We start from the raw sequence: 21,180 nt of genomic DNA, 5'->3' as shown, positions 1-21,180 counted from the left end.
ACACTAAACGAGTTCATTCAGCAATAGATTATAGAACTCCAGAAGAGTTCTACAATCTAAAAAACTGTAATTTTAAGAATGAGTTAGTAATCAGTGTATAAGGTCCCATTTGAGGGGGCCAATCCGAGAATTATTGATGTAATTCTTACAGAATTACTAAAATTAATTTCTTTATAAAACTCCTTCGGGAGTTTTTTCATTAATTTTTCATTATTCATTCTTAATTTTTTATTGTGCGACAGCACCTATAATTATACTTATTTACTTCTTAAATTTTAATATTACCTTAAATAAATCTCCATCAATTTCAATTTTTAAAGTTCCACCCTGCAATTCTGTAAAACTTTTTGCTATAGCGAGTCCAAGACCTGATCCCTCAGTATTTCTTGACTTATCTCCTCTTGCAAATCTTTCTACCACTTCCTCAGCAGTAAAGTCTATTTCATTTGCCGACATATTCTTTAAAGTAACATAAACGTAGTTTTCTTCATCTAATATATCTATAAACACTCTTGAATTTGGCATTGAATACTTTACTATATTTATTAATAAATTTTCAAATATTCTAAAGGTCTTTTGACTATCTAAAGGTACTATAACTTTATGTTCTGGTAAATTCCACTTAAATTTTAGTGAAGATTTCTCAATCTTATCACTAAGTTCTAAATGAGTTTGTTTCATTAAAGATACAATATCAACATTAACTATATCTAATTTAATATTTTTACTTGTAGCCTTACTTACTTCAAATAAATCTTCTATTAAATTTTTAAGCCTTTGTGATTTTCTTTCTAATGTGATTAAATATTTTTCCCTATCTTCCTTACTTATATTCTCATCCTTTAATAAATCGATATAAGTAATTATTGAAGTTAATGGAGTTTTTAAGTCATGAGAAACATTTGATATCAGTTCTGTCTTCATTCTTTGACTTTTCACTTCTTCTTCAACTGCGTTTTTAAATCCCTTTTGGATTTTCTTTAGCTCATCTTTTACTGGTTCAAAGACTCCAAGATTTTCTTCTATAGTAACATCTAAGTTTCCTTCTGCTATCTTATTGGTAGCTTGAAGTAATACTTGATATTTTCTTTTTATATCTTCAAAATACTTCTTTAAAACAAAGAATAATACTATTGAATATATTAGTGCTGTTCCTATTCCAAAGAACCAAAATACACACATAAAAGAAAGAATAAGAAAGTTCACAGTAACTACTTTAAATATAACTTTATTAGATTTATTATTTAAATCTACATTAGCCATTTCATTATAAATTTTTCTAAATATTTTTAATATAACCCTTATTAATTTACCAACTAATGTATTTTCTTTAATATACTTAATAAATCCTTTTGTAAATATAAGTTTTAATACAAGTGTAGCTACAAATACTGTAAGTAATAAAACAAACCAAAATATAAGATTTCCTACAGTTAATAATGGATTAACGAAGCTAGTTGAGAATCCAACTTTCATGAATGCATTTATTAACCACTCATTATTCAATGTAGAATAAACTAAATCAGGTGACATAGCTACACATGAAATTACCATACCTACTATAATACATACTATTTCAAATGGTAAGTTTACTATTTTATTTATAAATTTAATATCAGTAAGGTTTTTCAAAAATGAAAACAATCCAATTATAAATGTAATTCCAAATGAAATTAATGCAATTATTACCATTATATTTTCATATACATACTTGTCAGAATTGTTATGATAACTTACTATTTGATCTTGAAATCTTAAATTTTTAGGTACCCCATAAACTACTGATACATCTTTTAATCCATTTAATTCTAAGTTGCTTGGTATATTAAATATATTATTTTTATCAAAATTTATAAATGTATTTTCTGTAGCTTCTTTTATCCCTTTTGACTTAATAATATTCACATTTCCGAACTCATCAAAGGTCGCTACCATATAAAAGTCATAGTAGTTTTCTATCTCTTCTTTATTCTTAGCTTCAATATCATCTGATAAAAGCAACCCTAATTTATTATTTGTATTTGATACTACTTTATCAGAGTTTTTTTTAGCCATATAGTATTCTAGATTTTTATAATTTTCTTCAAATCTATAAGACCATCTATTTACTTCGTAGTTAATATTTTGCCTAACATTATTATATTGACTATTGTTTTGTTCATTTTTTATTCCCTTAAGAAATACTTCGTCTGCTGATACTTCCTTACCACTTTCAACTTCTAGTAAATCCGTATATAAAGCATAAGAACCTTCATATAGGTTTCTTTGGAAAAAATACTCATCATATAATACAACACTTTCTGATCTGTTTGCTATATCCCTAACCTTAGGATAATTACCTACTATAATAATAGATATAACTAATAATAAAGTTAAAACTACAGCAAGATTAATATATCCTTTTTTATTGTTTTTCAATTTTATATCCAACTCCCCACACCACCTTTAAGTATTTAGGATTTTTAGGATTGATTTCGATTTTTTCTCTTATATTTCTAACATGAACCATAATAGTATCAGTATTTATTGCTTGCTCATTCCAAACTCTTTCATATATTTCTTCTGATGAAAAAACTCTTCCTGGATTTTGCATTAATAATTGTAGGATTTTAAACTCAATTGGAGTAAGCTTAACTAAATTACCATCTACCGTTAATTCTACTGTATCTATATTAAGTTCAAGACCACCTATAATATAGGTATTTGTTTTTTCAATTCCTGAAGAAGCTAACTTAAGATATTTAGAATATCTTCTTAGCTGAGAATTGATTCTAGCTAATAACTCTAAAGGAGTAAAAGGCTTTGTTATGTAATCATCAGCTCCAATATTAAGTCCCATTATCTTATCCACTTCTTCTGATTTTGCAGATAACATAATAACAGGAAAGTCATATTTTTCTCTAAGCTTCATAGTCATAGTTATTCCGTCCATTTTCGGCATCATAATATCTACAATAGCTAAATGTATTTCTTCATTATTTATAATTTCTAATCCTTCTAAACCATTGTATCCTTTATATACCTTATACCCTTGACTCTTTAAATAAACCTCTAAGGCATCTGCTATTTCCTTTTCATCTTCAACAATTAATACATTATATTCCATGGTTTTATCTCCTTACTTTCTTAATAATACCTTACTATTATACGATAAAAGCGAAATCTTTTCCTTACAAACTAACTATATCTTTTATTCCTAAAGAATAACCTCAAATAAATCTAAAGATTTTCTAAAAAAGTCCTTGTTTATTTTTTAGTTTAATGTTATTATAATCTAGCAGTTGGTACGAAAGTGCTGATAACAAAGAGGAGCTTGGTTTGTCCTTCGCCGGATACCAAGCTCCTCATTTATTTATTTATTTATTTATTTATTTATTTACTTTTCTATTTATCTATTTATTTATGCCTCTTTCTTTATTAACTTAGTTAACTTCTCTTCTATTTTACTACTCTTAGCAATTATAAAATAAGATACTATTATAATTACTCCCCATCCCCATAAAGGCATTTCTAGACTTGCAGATCCTAATGCTGATGCAAGTAATATCTCCCAAGGTCTAGTAAGCATTAGTATAACAAAATATTTTTTAAAACTCATATTACTAATACCAACTATAAAATTAATAATATCATCTGGGAAAAAAGGAAGTAATAACATTAAGAAAATTACACTTTCACCTTTAGGTGAGTTAATTAAATTCTCATACTTCTCTATAAGCTTTTTACTTACAAACTTTTCAACGAACATTCTTCCATATATCCTTGATAATGAAAAAATAATTGCCGATCCAATTACTATAGCTAAAGTTGTAATAATAAATGATTCCCACATTCCAAGAACTATAGCACCTGCTACAGCACTTACATTACTTGGTATAGGTGCAACTATTATTGATATTAGTTGTATTATGAAAAATACAATATAAGCCTTACTTCCAAGACTCTCAATATATCCTTTAAATTCATCTATAGATGACATATATCCTAAAATACCGCTAGACTTCAAATAAATCATTATACCTATAACTCCAACTATAGCTACAATTAAGTACATCCATTTTTTTATTGATATTTTACTATTACTCATTATTCACTACCTTTCATATAAAGAATTTATTTAACTCCTATCACCCTAAGATTTAATAATCTCAGTATAAATTCCAATTCTTAATATATTTCATCACTTTATCTAAAGTTTTCCTAAATCATTTCTTAATTTTTTATCATAATAAATAATAATATTTAATTTAGAAATATAATAACAATGTATGTAATAGCTTAATAGTTGTGTAAATTGCAGAATTTTGTTTACAATCTTTTAAATTACAATTGATATTTCATAATTAAAGATATTTATTACAGAGAAAAATTTAAATTTTAATTTGTGCATAGTAATCTAAACTTAATTAAAGAATGAAAAAATGCTTATATAAAAAGAGATACCACAAGGCATCTCTTTTTAAAATTATTCAATTTCATAAACTCCTACGGAGTTTTTTCATCAATTCTTCATTATTAATTTTTAATTATTTCAGCTTCCATATATCTCTGTTATACTCTTCAATAGTCCTATCTGATGAGAAGAATCCAGCCTTACTAATATTAATTAAAGCTTTTCTATTCCAATCTTCCTTATCTTCATAATCTTTAAATGCTTCCTCTTTCATTTTTATATAATCTTCTAAATCTAATAAAGTCATAAACCAATCCTTATTTATAAGTTCATTATATAGCCTGTAAAGAGAAGTAGTATCTCCTACCTTAAGCATTTCATCACTAACAATAAAATCTATTAAAGGTTTTATTGATCCTTTATAATAATAACTTCTTGAATTATAATCCCTATTTTTATAATGTGAAATTACATCTGAACTCTTCTCTCCAAATATATAAATATTATCTTTACCTACTAAGTTCATTATTTCAACATTAGCACCATCTTCTGTACCTAAGGTTAATGCTCCATTAAGCATAAACTTCATATTGCCAGTACCTGAGGCCTCTTTAGAAGCAAGGGAAATTTGCTCTGAAACATCGCATGCTGGAATAACTTTTGATGCACTTGTTACATTGTAATTTTCTATCATTACAACTTTCAAGAATTTATCTGCCTCTATATCATTATTTATTAATTCACTTAGACAAAGAATAGCATGAATAATATCTTGGGCTATAATATAAGCTGGAGCCGCTTTTCCTCCAAAAATTGTTGTTATTGGAGTAGCTGGCTTATTACCTTTTTTTATTTCTATATATTTATAAATTATATATAATAAATTCATTTGTTGTCTCTTATACTCATGAAATCTCTTTATTTGTATATCAAAAATTGAATTTTCATCTATATTAATATTTTGAGTTTTTAGCAAATAATTCTTTAATGAAATTTTATTATTCTTCTTTATTTCACCTATTTTATTTAAAACTTCTTTATTATCTTTATAATCATATAGCTTGGATATCTTATTGTAATCCTTTATAAATTCTCCTCCAATTAATTCTTCTATATAAGAGGATAAACTTTCGTTACAACTTAATAACCATCTTCTAAAGGTTATACCATTAGTCTTATTATTAAACTTATGTGGGTAAATATTATAAAATGAGTTAAGTTCTTCATTCTTTAGTATTTCAGTATGAAGAGCTGCAACACCATTTACACTAAATCCATAATGTATATCCATATTAGCCATATGGATCATATTATTTTTATCTATTATACTTACCCTTTCATCATTAAACTTACTATTAATTCTACTATCTAATTCTTTTATTATTGGTATTAATTGAGGGGCTACCTCTTCTATATAGCTTATAGGCCACTTTTCTAAAGCTTCAGATAAAATTGTATGATTGGTATATGCACAGGTTTTAGATACTATATCTATTGCCTTATCTTTATCTATTCCTTTTTCAATTAATAACCTAATTAGCTCAGGTATTATCATTGATGGATGTGTATCATTTATTTGTATTACTATATTTTTATCTAACTCTTCAAGACTAAGACCATTTTTCTCATTTTCAAGTAATATATATTGAGCTGCATTACTAACCATAAAGTACTGTTGGTATATTCTTAGTAATTGTCCATCCTTATCACTATCATCTGGATAAAGAAATAATGTTAAGTTTTTTCTTATATCCTTTTTATTGAAATTAATACCATCTCTCACTATATCTTCATCTATAGTATCTATATCAAATAAATATAGGTTATTAGAATTATTTTGGAGTCCAATCATATCTATCGTATATGATTTTGATTTTACCTTGAAATCTTTAAAGTTAACATCAAAGCTAATATTACTTTCATTAAGCCATCCACTACTATCAATCCATGGATTCTTTACAGCTTTTTGCTTATTATTTTCAAATACTTGTTTAAATAACCCAAAGTGATAATTAAGACCTAAACCATCTCCATTTAAGCCTAAGGTTGCAATAGAATCTAAAAAACAAGCAGCAAGTCTTCCTAGACCACCATTCCCTAAAGATGGTTCAATTTCTACCTCTTCTATTTCATTAAAATCCCTGTTGAATTTTCCTAATACTTCTTTAACCTCTTTGTAAATACCTAAATTAATTAAATTATTTTTTAATAGTCTACCTATTAAAAATTCAGCTGATATATAATAAAGTTTTTTTCCACTTTTCTTTAATTCTCTTTCTTTAATCATACTTTTAGTTAATTCAACTAATGAAAAATAAACTTCCTCATTACTAGCATCATTTATTGACTTAGCATATTTCATTTTTAGTATTTCCAGTAGATTCTTTTCCATCATTTTCATCCACCCTTAAAAAATTCATATATTATATTAATATTATTTATCCATCTTTTAAGTTACCATATAATAATAATAATGAAAAAAGTGTTGTAGATAAATTAAGATAATCGTAAAATAATCAATTAATGAAGAAATTTTAACTGAAGAAGAATTTACAGAAAAGATAATTATTAAATCTATAATTAAGAATAAAAGCTATGACAATTTAGTCATAGCTTTTTAATCTTTTATTTCAAAATTTCGGTAACGCTAGCTATTGCTATAACGCCCTCTATTAAATAAACTCTATAAGTTTTAATTAAGTTTTTACATTTTATTTAAGTTATATTTCCTGTTAAAAATAATTAAGATATGGGATTTTCTTCACAACTTATATAAAATCAAAAATATATATATATGCTTTCAATTGATGTAGTTTACTTTAAAATTATCTTCAACAGTAAATTCTATAAAACTAAAAGATTTAAATTATTTATTAAAAATATGTATTATATTTTTAATAAATCTTTAGGTTCTTTTAAATCATAATCTGCATGAATACCTTCTGTAAAATCAGCTCCCCATAAAGCTAGTGCAAAATCCATTCCTGCAGCCTTAGTCGCTTTATAATCAAATATTGTATCTCCAACATAAAGACAATCACTTGGTGAAATATTTAGTATTTCAGCAGCCTTCAATAATGGATCTGGATAAGGCTTGTGTATTTCTGTATCATCAGCTAATACTTCACATTTCACATATTTATTAAGACCTTTTTGAACAAAGTCTATTTCATATTGCTTTCTAGTTTTTGAACTCACTATCCCACAAATTATATTCTTATCATTTAGCTCTTCAAAAACTTCTTCAAAGCCTTCAAATAATGTAGCTCCTTCTTCAAAATCATTAACATATTTAACCCACTTTTTATAAGAAGCATGAATGTCTTCAAAGCCTAACTCTTCCATTACTTTTATTCCAGGATAAGGCTTGAATTTCAATATTTCATTATAACTCATTTCAATTCCTAGTTCTTCTTTAATTAATCTTTGAAGAGGTACCATATTCATTCTTTCTGTATTAAGTACTGTTCCATCTAAATCAAATAATATACACTTATACTTGTTCATTTCAGTCTCCAATTTTCTTAATATTATTCATAATATTAAATATAATATCATATATTATATTTAATTGTAACCTAATGGAAGATTATTTAATTAATCCTTAATAAAAAAAGTGCTGCCTTAAAGACAGCACAATTATTTATACTCTATTACTATAATAATTCTCCATATTTATTAATAAATTTCTTCTTTAATATTGTCACTAAAGACATATATAAAACAATTATTACAATCAGACATACAAAATATATTGAAGGCATAGCTACCATTTCTAAAGCCTCACCTAAAACAGTGTATGGTATAACTGTTCCTACAACTATCCCCAAAGTAGTTAAAGAAGCAAGTTGCCATGATGCTCTGCTTTTAACAAATGGTATTTCAGGTGTTCTAATCAAATGAATTACTAAAGTTTGAGACCATAAAGATTCAACAAACCATCCTGCATGGAAAAGTCCTATAAAGCCTATTTGCTGTACTTCATTTAAATTGTTGAATTGTCCACCAAATACTAAAGGACAAATAAAGAAGTACATTAGTATAAAGGTTACAATATCAAAAACTGAACTTGTAGGTCCCATCCAAAACATAAATTTATTAATTGAACTAGCATCCCATGTGCGTGGTACTTTTAAATATTCCTCATCAACATTGTCCCATGGAATAGTTATACAAGAAATATCATAAATTAAATTTAACATTAGCAATTGAATTGGTAACATTGGTATAAATGGTAGAAATATACTTGCAATTAATACTGAAAATATATTTCCGAAGTTAGAACTAGCTGTCATCTTAATATATTTAATTATATTAGCATAAATTTTTCTTCCTTCAATTACGCCATCTTCTAAAACCATTAAGTCTTTTTCTAATAAAATTATATTTGCACTTTCCTTTGCAATATCTACAGCAGTATCTACTGATATTCCAACATCAGCTTCACTCATTGCAGCTGCATCATTTATTCCATCACCCATAAATCCAACAGTATGTCCATTAGCTCTTAAGGCAGCCACTACCCTAGTCTTTTGGTTAGGTGAAAGCTTAGCAAATACATTAGTTCCTTCAACTACTTCCCTTAATAATTCATCATCCATTTCTTCTATATCAGAACCTAATAATAAATTATTAACCTTGATTCCAACTTGCTTGCAAACTGCTGCAGTAACCTTATCATTATCACCAGTAAGAATTTTTACATTAACACCATATTCATTTAATATTCTAATTGCATCTTTAGTACTTTCCTTTGGCGGATCTAAGAATGCTAAGAAGCCCATTAATACCATCTCACTTTCATCTTTTACTGAAAGTTCATTAACTCTTGATGGATTGTTTTTTTGAGCAATACCTAATATTCTCATTCCTTGGCTATTGTACTCTGAAACTTTATTTAATATTTCGTTTCTAATTTCTTCTGTAATTAATTTAATTTCTCCATTGTATTCTACGTGAGTAGATACTTCTAACATTTCTTCAATAGCACCCTTAGTAATTAGCTGAGTTTTTTTATCTTTACTCTCAACTACTACACTCATACGACGACGACTAAAATCAAAAGGTATTTCATCAACTTTCTTATAATCTCTCCATAACTCTATCATATCAGTGTCATTTGCATGATTTATTATCGCTATATCCATTAAATTCTTTAGGCCAGTTTGATGATAGCTGTTAAGAAACGCATGTCTTAATACTCTATTATCTTCTTTTCCATGTATATTTAATGAATACTCTAAAACTACTTTATCTTGAGTAATAGTACCAGTTTTATCTGTACAAAGAACATCCATAGCTCCAAAGTTTTGTATAGCACTTAAGTCCTTAACAATAACCTTTTTCTTTGACATAGAAACTGCACCCTTTGCAAGATTAGCAGAAACTATCATTGGCAGCATTTCAGGGGTTAATCCCACTGCAACTGATACAGCAAATAAGAATGCTTCCATCCAATCCCCATTAGTAAAACCATTAATAAATAGTACTACTGGAACCATAACTAGCATAAGCCTAATCAACACCCAAGAAACTGAATTTATACCTTTTTCAAAACTAGTTACTACTTTTTTATCATTTAAATCCTTAGCTATTCCGCCAAAAATTGTATCGTCTCCAACATTAATTGCAATAGCTACTGCTGCTCCACTAATAACATTACTTCCCATAAATGCTATATTTTCTAACTCTAATGGATTTTTACAGTCTCTCATTAAGCATTCTGCTACCTTTTCAACTGGCTCACTTTCACCTGTAAGTGATGATTGACTAATAAATAAATCCTTAGCCTTTAAAATTCTAACATCTGCAGGTATCATATCTCCTGCAGCTAGGTGAATTATATCTCCAACTACTATTTCATTTATTGGTATTTCTATAGTTCCTTCACTAATCCTTGAAACACTAATTGTAGTTTCAACCATCTCTCCTAGCTTTTCTGCAGCCTTATTAGATTTTGATTCTTGTACAAAACGTAATATTCCACTAACTAAAACCATTGTTGTTACAATAATAACTGAAGTTAAGCTTTTTTCGCCTGGATCTGCCATTGTTACATCAGTTACAAATGATATTATTACTAATATCAAAAGTATTATTGTGAAAGGATTTATAAAGGATTCTAATAATCTCTTAAAAAGAGAATCTCCTTTTTTATGAGTGATTTCATTTTTGCCATACTCTTCCCTCATCAATTCTACTTTGCTTTCTTCATATCCTCTATAACTTGTATTATATTTCTTTAAAATATCTTTTTCCTTTAACTTTGATGCTATCATCAAAGTTTCAGCTGATCCATTCTTTCTTACTTCCTTTGCCATTAAGCTTTTGAATAATTTCTTTTTCATAATTCTTACCTCCTATTATTAAATAAAATAGAAGTAAGATTAAGACCCAAAAGAAGTATTATATTTTTAATTTTAACTTGTGAGAGGAACAGAATCCCTCCTTATAAATAATTTTATAGTCTCTCCTAAAGGATCTATAATCTTACTACTCTCTTCATCCATTCCTCTTCACCTCCTAAAATCAAATTTTTATAATGGATGCAATATGAGATATCATTTAGTTGTGATCAAAAAGATCCAATTCACTATAATATGATATTCTCACTTTAGAACTAAGAAAAAAATAAAAAAACCTTACCACAAATAATGGTAAGGTGAGTTAACTTATAAATATATTATAAAATAATAATATACAAAAAAGTTCGCGCAAAACATAAGTAAATATCTTACTTATCATCGTTCAAGCTTCAGCATCACAAGGCGATGTAATTGCATTAGTCTATGCCTTGGTTTCGACATAGACTGCTGACCTTCTCATAGTGTCTCCACTATTTTGCGGCAGCAACCCGTATCCTTGTGGTAACCTCACCTACCGAATTATTCAATTCTTAGTTCACATACATACTATGCCATAATCTGAAAATTGTCAACTATTTAAAAACTTTTTTCAGATTGTTATAGAATTTCAATAATGTTAAAATAATTATAACAACTTAAATTTAGGGGGTACTACAAATGAATAAGAAGAAAGTTGCTCTTATTTCTACAGGAGCCTTAGGAGTTTTATCCATAGGAGCATTATCATTCATAGGAAACTATTTTTATAACCTTGCCTTAAATCCAAAGACTTCAAAGGAAGCTATATTTGGAACTCCAAAAGATTCTAAGGAAACTAGCGGAGAAACAGTTAACGAAGCATTATCTTGGTTATTATGCTCATCTAATTATTCAGATACTTATATTAATTCTTTTGATGGATTAAAACTTCATGGATATAAGATATTAAATAATGTAAAAACAAACAACTGGGTTATTACTGTTCATGGTTATACTAGTAAAGGCTTAGAGATGAATAATTACGCAAGAGAGTTTTATAATATGGGTTACAATGTTTTAATCCCAGATTTAAGAGGACACGGAGAAAGCGAAGGAAACTATATTGGAATGGGATGGGATGATAGATTAGATATATTAGAATGGATTAACAACATTCTAAATATAGATGAATCTGCTACTATTATTCTTCATGGAGTATCCATGGGTGCAGCTACAGTTTGTATGACTTCTGGAGAAGATCTTCCAAATAACGTTAAGGTAATAATTGCAGATTGTGGTTATACTTCTGTTTGGGAACAATTTTCTCACCAGTTAAAAACTCTTTACTCATTACCAAACTTTCCTGTTATGAATGCTTCATCAATAGTTACTAGATTTAAAGCAGGGTACACATTAAAAGAAGCTTCTGCATTAACACAAGTAGCAAAATCTAAAACACCAATTTTATATATACATGGAGATAAAGATGACTTTGTACCATATAGAATGATGGATGAATTATATAATGCAACATCTTCTGAAAAAGAAAAATTAACTGTAAAAAATGCTGCTCATGCTAAATCAGCAACTACCAATCCAGAGCTATATTGGTCAACAGTAAAACAATTTATAATGAAACACATTTAAGTAATAAAATGTATAGCATTTTATTACTTAAAAATTAAGAATTAAGGATGTTTTGCACGGCAAAACTTAAAATAAAATTAGTTCGAAACACCTTTTATTCAAAACTCCCTAGGAGTTTTTTCCTTAATTTTTCATTCTTAATTTTTCATTATTTTGCTTCGCCAAATACTAATATCCATTTACTATTAGATCTAGTTTTCCTGTTGCTGGATCTATAGCTAGTCCGTGAACAATTATGTCCTTCGGAACTAATGGATGTTTCTTTATTATAGCAACACTATCTTTTATGGATTCTTCTACTGAATCAAATCCATGAAGCCACTTCTTAATATCAACGCCACCATTTTCTAATATATCTATTGTTTCTTTAGAAATCCCTCTATCAACAATCTTTTGAATTAAATCATCAGTATTTAAATTGCACATACCACAATTATGATGACCAATAACGAAAATTTCATCTACGTTAAATTCATAGATAGCTACAATCATACTTCTAATTATACTTCCAAATGGATGCATAATAGCTGCCCCAGCATTTTTTACTATTTTCGCATCACCATTTTTTAAATTTAAAGCTTTTGGTAATAAGTCTGTAAGCCTAGTATCCATACAAGATAAAACAAGTATTTTCTTGTTAGGCACCTTCGATGTAGCATATATTTCGTATTCTTTATTATCTACAAAAGCTTTGTTATATTCTAAAATTTGTTCTAATTTATTCATAATGCCCCCTGTATTTTCTGGGACTGTCACAGAATACCCTAATTTAAAATGTAGAGTTATTGATGTGATTTTTTAAAATTATCTAAAAAATTCGATTTCAAACTCCTAAGGAGCTTTTTCTTTAATTTTGCATTATACATTCTAAATTTTGCATTGCGCGACAGCACCATATTTTATTATTTCTATTTTATAACAAAATGATTATTTTTCCTACCTATTTTTTTCTATTTAATATTTAACTGGATTTTATTCTCAGTATATATTATGATAATAATATATATATTTTTTAAGGTGGTAATTATGGAAGTATACGCAATAACTTATTATTTAAATGAAAATTCTCACTCATGTGGATGTGAAGGCCATGATCATGACCATGATCATGAACATCATCACCATCATCGCGATGATTATGATGTAGTTGCAACTATAAAATCTTTTGGCTCTTGGGCTAACTTTATGCCTGATAGCTATTTACTTAAATCAACTTCTTCTGCAAATGAAATATCTGAAAAGATAAAACCTTTCTTAGAATCAGGTGATTTACTTTTCGTAACAAAAGTAGCTAAAGATGATGTTGCATCTTTAACTCCAGGGGTTGTTGATTGGATTAATTCTTAAGATAAGAAATATCAAAGGAGCTGTTTTTTGAAACAGCTCCTTTTTTAATATACTGGCTCTGTAATTATTCCAAAAGAAGTAGCTTTTATTATTTACTTCTGTTATGTATTCCATAGCTTTTATAAAGCTATCTTGAACTATATCTTCAACATCGCTAGTTCTACATCCACACTTTATTAAATAAAGACAAATAATATTAAACTGCTCTTTATATAAATTAATAATTAAATCTTTATCCATTATTACTCCCTTCTTAAAATTAAGGCCTTATATTAATAAGACAATTAAGTATCTGAAATGTGTACAATAATATTAGTCTTTTTATATATAAATATTTTAAAAGCAGACATTACCCATCTTATTATCCCAAATACTACAAATTACTGTCTATACTTAAATATCCCTAATATGAAATTTTTATCCATATAATTTATAATAGAGTTATAAAAACATAGGAGGGATTATTTTGATAAATGCATTGGCAATATTTGTATTGCAGTTAATTTATGTTCCACTTCTCACTTTACGTACTACCTTTGTTGTTAAAGGTAAAAAGGTACAGGCATCACTTTTTGCTTTTTTAGAAGCAATTATTTATATAGTTAGCTTAGGAATTGTTTTTTCTGACTTAAAAAACTTTCTAAATATCGGCTCTTATATCTTAGGCTATGGCATAGGTGTCTATATAGGCGGAAGAATTGAGGAAAAGCTTGCTATAGGATATAGATCAATTCACGTTAACTTAACTAATTATAATGAGGATTTAATAAATAAACTTAGGGAACTAAGATTTGGAGTTACTACATATGAAGGCGAAGGAATTAATAAAGAAAAAAGATTTAAGCTTGAAATTGTTTCTCACAGAAGTAGAGAAAATGAGGTTATATCTTTAATTCAATCTCTGGAAAAAAATGCTTTTATAGTTTCATATGAGCCTACTCAATTTAGAGGAGGATATATTACTAAGCAACTGAAAAAACTGTAGAAAATCAACTCTTATATTTCTTTAAATGCTTAACTTTTTAAAATTAAAAAGAGGTTGTATCAAATTTAAATTTTTTTTGATATCACCTCTTTTTATAATTCTAAATTATTTCTACTTAAAGTTACAGCTAGAAAAGTAAATAAACTTGCCAGAAATGATCTTCTTGCTGACACTACCTCTTTATTATCTAAATCATCCTTGTGTTCAGATACACTTTCTTGGAAAAGTGTATAATTTAATGTTAAAAAAACTCCTGTGGTATATAAAAATATATCATTTGTTATTCTTGGAAAGTTTGTTGTATCTCCAAAATTACTACTTAAATCTGTATCACATAAGGCATCTATAGTTTGAGCTTTTAAACTATATACATAATATAAGTTTAAAAGTGTTGCAAATACTATTACCTTTACAGTTTCTAGGCTTAAATTAATAATGCCTAATTCTTTAAGTAACTCTTCTCTAGTAGGAGTCTCTTCTGTAGTTCCATTTGTTGTTTCTTCTGCTTTTTTATTAGTAGAAGTAGTTTTTCTATATTTTCTATTTCTTATTTTATAATGATCTCTCTCTATTCTTCTTCCACCAAAAAAGTCAGCAGCCGCTCTACCTCTTCCTTTTTGATGTCTTTTATTAGCCAAAAATACCCCACCTCTAAGCCATAGCTATAATATAAACTATGCTTTCCCTTAAAGTGGGGTACTATTAATGTTAAAATTAATTTACTTCTTCTTTATCAGCAAATTGGCTATTATAAAGATTTTCATAAAAACCACCTTGCTTCATTAACTCTTCATGAGTTCCTTGTTCAATTATATTACCATCATTAATAACTAAAATTAAATCAGCACTTCTTATAGTTGAAAGTCTATGAGCTATAACAAAGCTAGTTCTTCCCTTCATTATGTTTCTCATAGCTTTTTGAAGTAATAATTCTAGTCTAGTGTCTACTGAACTAGTTGCTTCATCAAGAATTAATATTGCTGGATCTTTTAATATTGCCCTAGCTATAGTTAAAAGTTGTTTTTCTCCTTGAGATACATTTGATGCTTCTTCATTTAAGAACATATTATATCCATCTGGTAATGTCTTAATAAAGTGATGAACATTTGCAATCTTTGCAGCTTCTATTATTTCTTCCTTAGTTGCTCCAAATCTACCATATTCAATGTTATCGTAAATACTTCCATTAAATAACCAAGTATCTTGAAGAACCATACCAAATATAGACCTTAAATCTTCACGTTTCATATCTCTTATATCTACACCATCAATCTTTATTGAACCACCTTTAATTTCATAAAATCTCATTAAAAGATTAATAAGTGTAGTCTTACCTGCTCCAGTTGGTCCAACTATAGCTACCATTTGACCACTCTTAACTTCTGCACTTAAATCTTCTATTAATATCTTATCGTCACTATAACCAAACTTTACATGCTCAAAACTAACATTTCCTTTTGGTGATTCAAGTTTTATAGATTCTTCTAAATCTCTTATATCTTCTTCTTCGTCTAAGAATTCAAATACTCTATGTGCTGACGCAACTGCTGATTGTATTGCAGATGATAACTGAGTTACCTGAGATAAAGGTTGATTTATTTGCCATATATAACGTATAAATGCTTGTAGATTACCTACTGTAATTCCTCCTGCTATGGACATTGTAGCTCCTGTAACACCAACAACAGCTATTCCTAAATAGCTAACAAGACTTACTAAAGGTGACATAATACTTGATATAAATTGAGCCTTAAAACCTGTTGCACGTAATTCTTCATTTGCTTCCATAAAATCCTGTAAAGAATCTTCTTCTTTACCATAAAGCTTTATTTCATTAAACCCAGTGTACATTTCTTGTACTCTTCCATTTAGCTTACCTAAAGCCTCTTGCTGCCTATTAAATAACTTTTGTGATTTATTAACTATTATTTTAGTTATTATTATGCTTAAAGGAATTATTAAAGTTGCTAAAAGTGCAAGCTTTACATTAATTGAATACATCATTACAAGTGCTAAGCTTAATGACAAAATAGCATTTATTACTTGAACAAAGCTTTGTTGCAATGCATTTGATATTGTATCAACATCATTAGTAATTCTACTTAAAACATCTCCATAACTATGATTATCAAAATATCTTATAGGAAGTTTACTTATTTTACTTTGAACTTCATTTCTAATATCCCTCATAGTATTTTGAATAGCATTAGTTAATAAAAAGCTTGCTATAAAAGTAGAACCTGCACTACTCAAATAAACTAAAAATAATAAAATTAAAATTTTTACAATATAATTAAAATTCACAGAAGCGCCTGAAACACCCTTTACAATTCTCGCAAAGTCTTCAGTTAATTGTGTAATTATTAACCCCTCAGTTCTTGGTGAAATTGCATTAAAAACTGCTGCTGTTATTATAAATAATATTGCTCCAAAGAAAGACCATTTATACTTACTAACAAAAGGAGAAATTTTTCTTACAACTAATTTAAACTTATTCATTATGCTAACTCCTCCTCTGTAAGTTGTGATGCAGCTATTTCATGGTATATTTCACAAGTCTTTAATAGTTCCTTATGAGTACCCATTCCTACTACTTCACCTTCATTTAATACTATAATCTTATCAGCATCCATTATAGAACCTATTCTTTGAGCTACTATTAATACTACTGAATCTTTTGTTTCAGACTTAAGTCTTTTTCTTAAAACTGCATCAGTTTTAAAGTCTAAAGCTGAAAAACTATCATCAAATATATATATTTCTGGTTTTCTAACTATTGCCCTTGCTATGGATAATCTTTGTTTTTGTCCACCAGATACATTTGAACCACCTTCACTAATTTGTTCTTCAAACCTCTTTGGTTTACGAGAAATAAAATCATAAGCTTGAGCAACCTTAGCAGAATACTCTACTTCACCAGTTTTTGCATTTTTCTTACCAAATCTTATATTACTAGCTATACTACCTGTAAATAAAAGAGTCTTTTGAGGAATAAATCCTATTTTTTTACGTAATGACTTTAAATCGTAATCTCTTACATCTACACCATCTATTTTTATACTTCCTTGTGTAACATCATAAAACCTTGGTATTAAATTAATTAGTGTACTTTTCCCACTACCTGTACTTCCTATAAAAGCAATAGTCTCACCTTTTTGTGCTTTAAAGGATATGTCCTTAAGAACTGGTGCTTCCCCATTAGGATAAGTAAATGATACATTTTCAAATTCAACTACGCCCTTTATATCTGTTTCTTTTACTCCATTTTCTGGGCTCTTTATGATTGGATCCTCATTTAAAATCTCCATAATTCTGTTAGCTGAAACTTGAGCTCTAGGATACATTACAAATACTAATGAAAATAACATAATTGAAAACATAGCATGGAAGAGATATTCAATAAATGCAACTAATTGACCAACTTGAAGGGTTCCTACATTTATCATTTTACTAGATACCCAAAATATAACTATAATAGCCATATTAAGTAAGAAAAAGAACATAGGCTGAGAAACTGCCATAAGCTTATTTAGCTTCTTTGATACATCTGCATATAGTTCATTAGTTTCTTCAAATCTCTTTTCTTCATATTTATCATTTCCAAAGGCTCTAATTACTCTTATACCTGTTAAGTTTTCTCTAGATATTCTATTTAGCTTGTCTAGTCTTTTTTGTAAAGTTTCAGATAAAGGTTCAGAAGTTTTAGCTATTATTACTACTCCTAAAATTATAAATGGAATTACTACAGCTAAAACTAGTGACAGTGATGGACTAGTCTTAAGTATCATTACTAAACTTACAGTAAACATTACTGGTGTAAGTAAAGCTGTTCTTAAAAGAGTATTAGTAAACTGTAAAAGTACAAAAGCATCGTTTGTAGTCCTTGTTATCATTGATGATACGACAAACTTATTGTATTCTGTATGAGAAAATTCCTGTGCTTTTTTAAAAATATCATTTCTCATATCTCTAGTTATACCCGTTGATATTCTAGATGAACAATATCCTAATAATATAGTTCCAAGAACTCCTATTATTGAAATAAATGCTATTACTAATCCCATTTTTTTAATATAGTTAATATCATTATTAATAATTCCAGTATCTATGACTTTTGCCATAATTGTTGGAATACCAAGTTCTACTAAAGCAAATCCAAATACCGATATAACATTTAATATAAGAATTAGTTTGTAATTTTTTAGATATTTTAGTATTAATTTCATTGCTATATTTCCCTTCCTTTCTTAAAACATAAAAATATAAATTGAAATGTAATCACTTAATTAATAATATTATTTCGCCTTTTTCAATTATACATTCAGATTATCAGAATATTTTATCACAAGTAAAAATAAAAATCCACAGTATTTACCATGGATTAATATTATATAAATTTAATTTTTAATAGTTTATATTCTCTAAAATTAATTTTTTTATTGCTTTAGAAACACCACTTTCATTATTACTATAAGTAATATAATCTACTATACTCTTAACTTCATCAAGTGCATTTTCCATAGCAACAGAAAAACCTGCTCTTTTTAGCATTTCTAAATCATTTCCACCATCACCTATACATATAACATCTTTAATATCAATTCCAAGTTCCTTAGCTAATTCTTCCACAGCCCTCCCTTTAGATATTCCTTTACAATTTACTTCACAAAATTGTGGCTCTGAACTACAAATTTCAAACTCTCCATTTTTCTCTAAAGCATCTCTAACCTTTCTAACTTCATCTAATTTATTTTTATTCATAAGAACTACTTTTAATATGTTATATTGATTATCTTCAATTAATCTTTCAAATGAATAATTTTCTATAAAATTCACCTTATTTTTATCTTCTAATCTCTCATTTGTTATTTTATATGTATAACTTTCTGGTATGCTTACCTCTGATATAATTGTATCTTCTGTATTTAAATACATTTCTAAATCATACTCTTTAGCTATATCTCTTATTTTTAATACTTCATTATAACTTAAAGGACTTAAAATAAAATCTCCATTTTTTAATATTAAAGCCCCATTGGAAGCAATAACTTCAATTTTATTTGATATCTTATCTTTTATATGATCTACAAACTTATATATTCTACCAGTAGCTATACAAATCTTAACTCCACTATTAATAGCTTCTTGTATAGTTTTTATATTTTCTGTTGGAATTTTCTTATCATCTGAAAGTAAAGTTCCATCTAAATCTATACAAACTAACTTATATTTAGATTCTTTCATAGTTAACACTCCTATTTTATAACAGAAAATGGTCTGTATATCGTAAATTATACAGACCATTAATCTTATTCTACCATTCTGCTATTGTTCCATCGTAATTCTTCCAACTTGGATTTGTCCAATATAAACCTTCTGCAGATACCTTCTCTACTAATTCTTCATCAATTTCTAAACCTAATCCTGGTTTTGTAGGTAAGTCTAAGAAACCATCTTTATATTGGAATATTTCCTTATTCTTAACAAAGTCAAGTAAATCAAATCCCTTATTATAATGTATTCCTAAACTTTGTTCTTGTATAAATACATTAGGTGTACATACATCTAACTGAAGTGTTGCTGCTAAAGCTATTGGTCCATATGGCGCATGTGGTGCAACTGCTATATCAAAAGCTTCTGCCATAGCAGCAATTTTTCTTGTTTCTAAAATCCCTCCACAAAGAGCTATATCTGGTTGAATTATATCTATAATACCTTCTTTTATTATATTCTTAAAGTCCCATCTACTATATAGTCTTTCTCCAGTTGCAAGAGGTGTAACTACATGTTTAGCTACCTCTTTAAAAGCTTCTTCATTTTCTGGTAATACAACTTCTTCTAAAAACATTAATTTATATGGTTCTAATTCTTTAGCTAATACTTTTGCCATTGCTTTATGAACACGTCCATGGAAATCAACTCCAATATTTAAATCAAATCCTACTGCATCTCTTATAGACTTAACTCTATCTACAACAGCTTGTACTTTTTCAAATGAATCTATATAATGAAGCTCTTCTGTTGCGTTCATTTTTACAGCTTTAAATCCTCTATCTCTTCTATCTATAGCTTCTTTGGCAACATCTTGTGGTCTATCTCCACCAATCCAAGAATAAACCATTATTTTATCTCTAGCAGCTCCACCTAATAATTCATATACCGGAACATTTAATGCCTTCCCTTTAATATCCCATAATGCCATTTCTATTCCTGACACTATAGTTCCATTAATTGGGCCACCTCTGAAGAATGATCTATGAAGTTCTTGCCATATTCTTTCTATTTCAAATGGATTTCTTCCTATTATTCTTTTTCCAAGTTCATATGCTCCTGCTACTACTGTATCTGTCTTTGTTCCAGATATCATCTCTCCCCAACCTTCAATACCTTCATCAGTTGATATCTTAATGAATATCCATCTTGGTTTTACAGTATATACTTTAATTCCTGTTATCTTCATTACAAAGTCTCCTTTTAATAAAATT

At 27.8% G+C, this 21,180-nt stretch carries 16 protein-coding genes; 3 read left to right on the top strand and 13 right to left on the bottom strand.

Annotated elements, in window-relative coordinates:
- Positions 1–261 precede the first annotated feature (261 nt).
- The 6 genes from GPX08_RS02680 to mgtA all read right to left on the bottom strand — a co-directional run bounded on the left by GPX08_RS02680 (position 262) and on the right by mgtA (position 10,740).
- The gene (locus GPX08_RS02680) at positions 262–2,430 is read right to left on the bottom strand and encodes a sensor histidine kinase (protein WP_156625176.1); all 2,169 of its coding nucleotides are present in this window, start codon (positions 2,428–2,430) and stop codon (positions 262–264) included.
- Entirely contained in the window at positions 2,405–3,106 is a 702-nt protein-coding gene (locus GPX08_RS02675; RefSeq protein ID WP_156625174.1) for a response regulator, read from the bottom strand. The genes GPX08_RS02680 and GPX08_RS02675 overlap by 26 nt, the downstream gene beginning before the upstream one ends.
- A gap of 294 nt (positions 3,107–3,400) precedes the next feature.
- Positions 3,401–4,087, bottom strand: a complete 687-nt coding sequence (locus GPX08_RS02670) for a TVP38/TMEM64 family protein (RefSeq protein WP_156625173.1) — start codon at positions 4,085–4,087, stop codon at positions 3,401–3,403.
- 439 nt (positions 4,088–4,526) lie between these two features.
- Positions 4,527–6,788 (bottom strand): glycogen/starch/alpha-glucan family phosphorylase, encoded by a 2,262-nt coding sequence (gene glgP, locus GPX08_RS02665; RefSeq protein WP_156625171.1) that lies wholly within the window; start codon positions 6,786–6,788, stop codon positions 4,527–4,529.
- A gap of 491 nt (positions 6,789–7,279) precedes the next feature.
- On the bottom strand, positions 7,280–7,900 hold the full coding sequence (locus tag GPX08_RS02660) for an HAD-IA family hydrolase (protein WP_156625169.1): 621 nt from the start codon (positions 7,898–7,900) through the stop codon (positions 7,280–7,282).
- Positions 7,901–8,049: 149 nt separating this feature from the next.
- Positions 8,050–10,740, bottom strand: coding sequence for a magnesium-translocating P-type ATPase (gene mgtA, locus GPX08_RS02655; RefSeq protein WP_156625167.1), 2,691 nt, complete (start codon positions 10,738–10,740; stop codon positions 8,050–8,052).
- Positions 10,741–11,415: 675 nt separating this feature from the next.
- On the opposite strand from mgtA, the gene GPX08_RS02650 reads away from it, so the two are divergent.
- Complete coding sequence (locus tag GPX08_RS02650) at positions 11,416–12,363, top strand: alpha/beta fold hydrolase (RefSeq protein ID WP_156625165.1); 948 nt, start codon at positions 11,416–11,418, stop codon at positions 12,361–12,363.
- A 168-nt stretch (positions 12,364–12,531) separates the two neighbouring features.
- Here the strand turns inward: GPX08_RS02650 and GPX08_RS02645 are convergent, their stop codons facing one another.
- On the bottom strand, positions 12,532–13,089 hold the full coding sequence (locus tag GPX08_RS02645; protein ID WP_156625164.1) for a carbonic anhydrase: 558 nt from the start codon (positions 13,087–13,089) through the stop codon (positions 12,532–12,534).
- A gap of 300 nt (positions 13,090–13,389) precedes the next feature.
- Between GPX08_RS02645 and GPX08_RS02640 the strand changes: the two genes are divergently transcribed.
- Positions 13,390–13,710: a hypothetical protein gene (locus GPX08_RS02640; protein WP_156625162.1), complete on the top strand. Its 321-nt coding sequence runs from the start codon at positions 13,390–13,392 to the stop codon at positions 13,708–13,710.
- Here the strand turns inward: GPX08_RS02640 and GPX08_RS02635 are convergent.
- Positions 13,675–13,950 (bottom strand): hypothetical protein, encoded by a 276-nt coding sequence (locus GPX08_RS02635; protein ID WP_156625160.1) that lies wholly within the window; start codon positions 13,948–13,950, stop codon positions 13,675–13,677. The two genes, GPX08_RS02640 and GPX08_RS02635, sit on opposite strands and share 36 nt — an antisense overlap.
- A gap of 226 nt (positions 13,951–14,176) precedes the next feature.
- Between GPX08_RS02635 and GPX08_RS02630 the strand changes: the two genes are divergently transcribed.
- A complete protein-coding gene (locus tag GPX08_RS02630; RefSeq protein ID WP_156625159.1) occupies positions 14,177–14,695 on the top strand; it encodes a DUF2179 domain-containing protein in 519 nt (172 codons plus the stop codon).
- A 92-nt stretch (positions 14,696–14,787) separates the two neighbouring features.
- Here the strand turns inward: GPX08_RS02630 and GPX08_RS02625 are convergent, their stop codons facing one another.
- The 5 genes from GPX08_RS02625 to dgoD all read right to left on the bottom strand — a co-directional run bounded on the left by GPX08_RS02625 (position 14,788) and on the right by dgoD (position 21,155).
- Entirely contained in the window at positions 14,788–15,333 is a 546-nt protein-coding gene (locus tag GPX08_RS02625; protein WP_156625157.1) for a hypothetical protein, read from the bottom strand.
- Between the two features lie 76 nt (positions 15,334–15,409).
- Positions 15,410–17,194, bottom strand: coding sequence for an ATP-binding cassette domain-containing protein (locus tag GPX08_RS02620; protein WP_156625155.1), 1,785 nt, complete (start codon positions 17,192–17,194; stop codon positions 15,410–15,412).
- Positions 17,194–18,921, bottom strand: a complete 1,728-nt coding sequence (locus GPX08_RS02615) for an ATP-binding cassette domain-containing protein (protein ID WP_156625153.1) — start codon at positions 18,919–18,921, stop codon at positions 17,194–17,196. Before GPX08_RS02615 ends, GPX08_RS02620 begins: the two co-directional genes overlap by 1 nt.
- Before the next feature lie 178 nt (positions 18,922–19,099).
- Complete coding sequence (locus GPX08_RS02610; protein ID WP_156625151.1) at positions 19,100–19,939, bottom strand: Cof-type HAD-IIB family hydrolase; 840 nt, start codon at positions 19,937–19,939, stop codon at positions 19,100–19,102.
- A gap of 70 nt (positions 19,940–20,009) precedes the next feature.
- Complete coding sequence (gene dgoD / locus GPX08_RS02605) at positions 20,010–21,155, bottom strand: galactonate dehydratase (RefSeq protein WP_156625149.1); 1,146 nt, start codon at positions 21,153–21,155, stop codon at positions 20,010–20,012.
- Between the last annotated feature and the right edge of the window lie 25 nt (positions 21,156–21,180).

The sequence above is a fragment of the Clostridium tertium genome (genome assembly GCF_902652255.1).
In the GTDB taxonomy this organism is placed as follows: domain Bacteria; phylum Bacillota; class Clostridia; order Clostridiales; family Clostridiaceae; genus Clostridium; species Clostridium tertium_A.
Note: the sequence above shows the minus strand (reverse complement) of the source record. Positions and strands in the feature narration are given on the sequence as shown.

Excerpts from the sequence above, each read along its gene's own strand:
- GPX08_RS02650 (WP_156625165.1), top strand. The coding sequence starts at position 11,416 with ATGAATAAGAAGAAAGTTGCTCTTATTTCTACAGGAGCCTTAGGAGTT.
- dgoD (WP_156625149.1), bottom strand. The coding sequence starts at position 21,155 with ATGAAGATAACAGGAATTAAAGTATATACTGTAAAACCAAGATGGATA.
- GPX08_RS02660 (WP_156625169.1), bottom strand. The coding sequence starts at position 7,900 with ATGAACAAGTATAAGTGTATATTATTTGATTTAGATGGAACAGTACTT.
- GPX08_RS02645 (WP_156625164.1), bottom strand. The coding sequence starts at position 13,089 with ATGAATAAATTAGAACAAATTTTAGAATATAACAAAGCTTTTGTAGAT.
- GPX08_RS02620 (WP_156625155.1), bottom strand. The coding sequence starts at position 17,194 with ATGAATAAGTTTAAATTAGTTGTAAGAAAAATTTCTCCTTTTGTTAGT.
- GPX08_RS02670 (WP_156625173.1), bottom strand. The coding sequence starts at position 4,087 with ATGAGTAATAGTAAAATATCAATAAAAAAATGGATGTACTTAATTGTA.
- mgtA (WP_156625167.1), bottom strand. The coding sequence starts at position 10,740 with ATGAAAAAGAAATTATTCAAAAGCTTAATGGCAAAGGAAGTAAGAAAG.
- GPX08_RS02635 (WP_156625160.1), bottom strand. The coding sequence starts at position 13,950 with ATGGATAAAGATTTAATTATTAATTTATATAAAGAGCAGTTTAATATT.
- GPX08_RS02675 (WP_156625174.1), bottom strand. The coding sequence starts at position 3,106 with ATGGAATATAATGTATTAATTGTTGAAGATGAAAAGGAAATAGCAGAT.
- glgP (WP_156625171.1), bottom strand. The coding sequence starts at position 6,788 with ATGATGGAAAAGAATCTACTGGAAATACTAAAAATGAAATATGCTAAG.
- GPX08_RS02610 (WP_156625151.1), bottom strand. The coding sequence starts at position 19,939 with ATGAAAGAATCTAAATATAAGTTAGTTTGTATAGATTTAGATGGAACT.
- GPX08_RS02615 (WP_156625153.1), bottom strand. The coding sequence starts at position 18,921 with ATGAAATTAATACTAAAATATCTAAAAAATTACAAACTAATTCTTATA.
- GPX08_RS02640 (WP_156625162.1), top strand. The coding sequence starts at position 13,390 with ATGGAAGTATACGCAATAACTTATTATTTAAATGAAAATTCTCACTCA.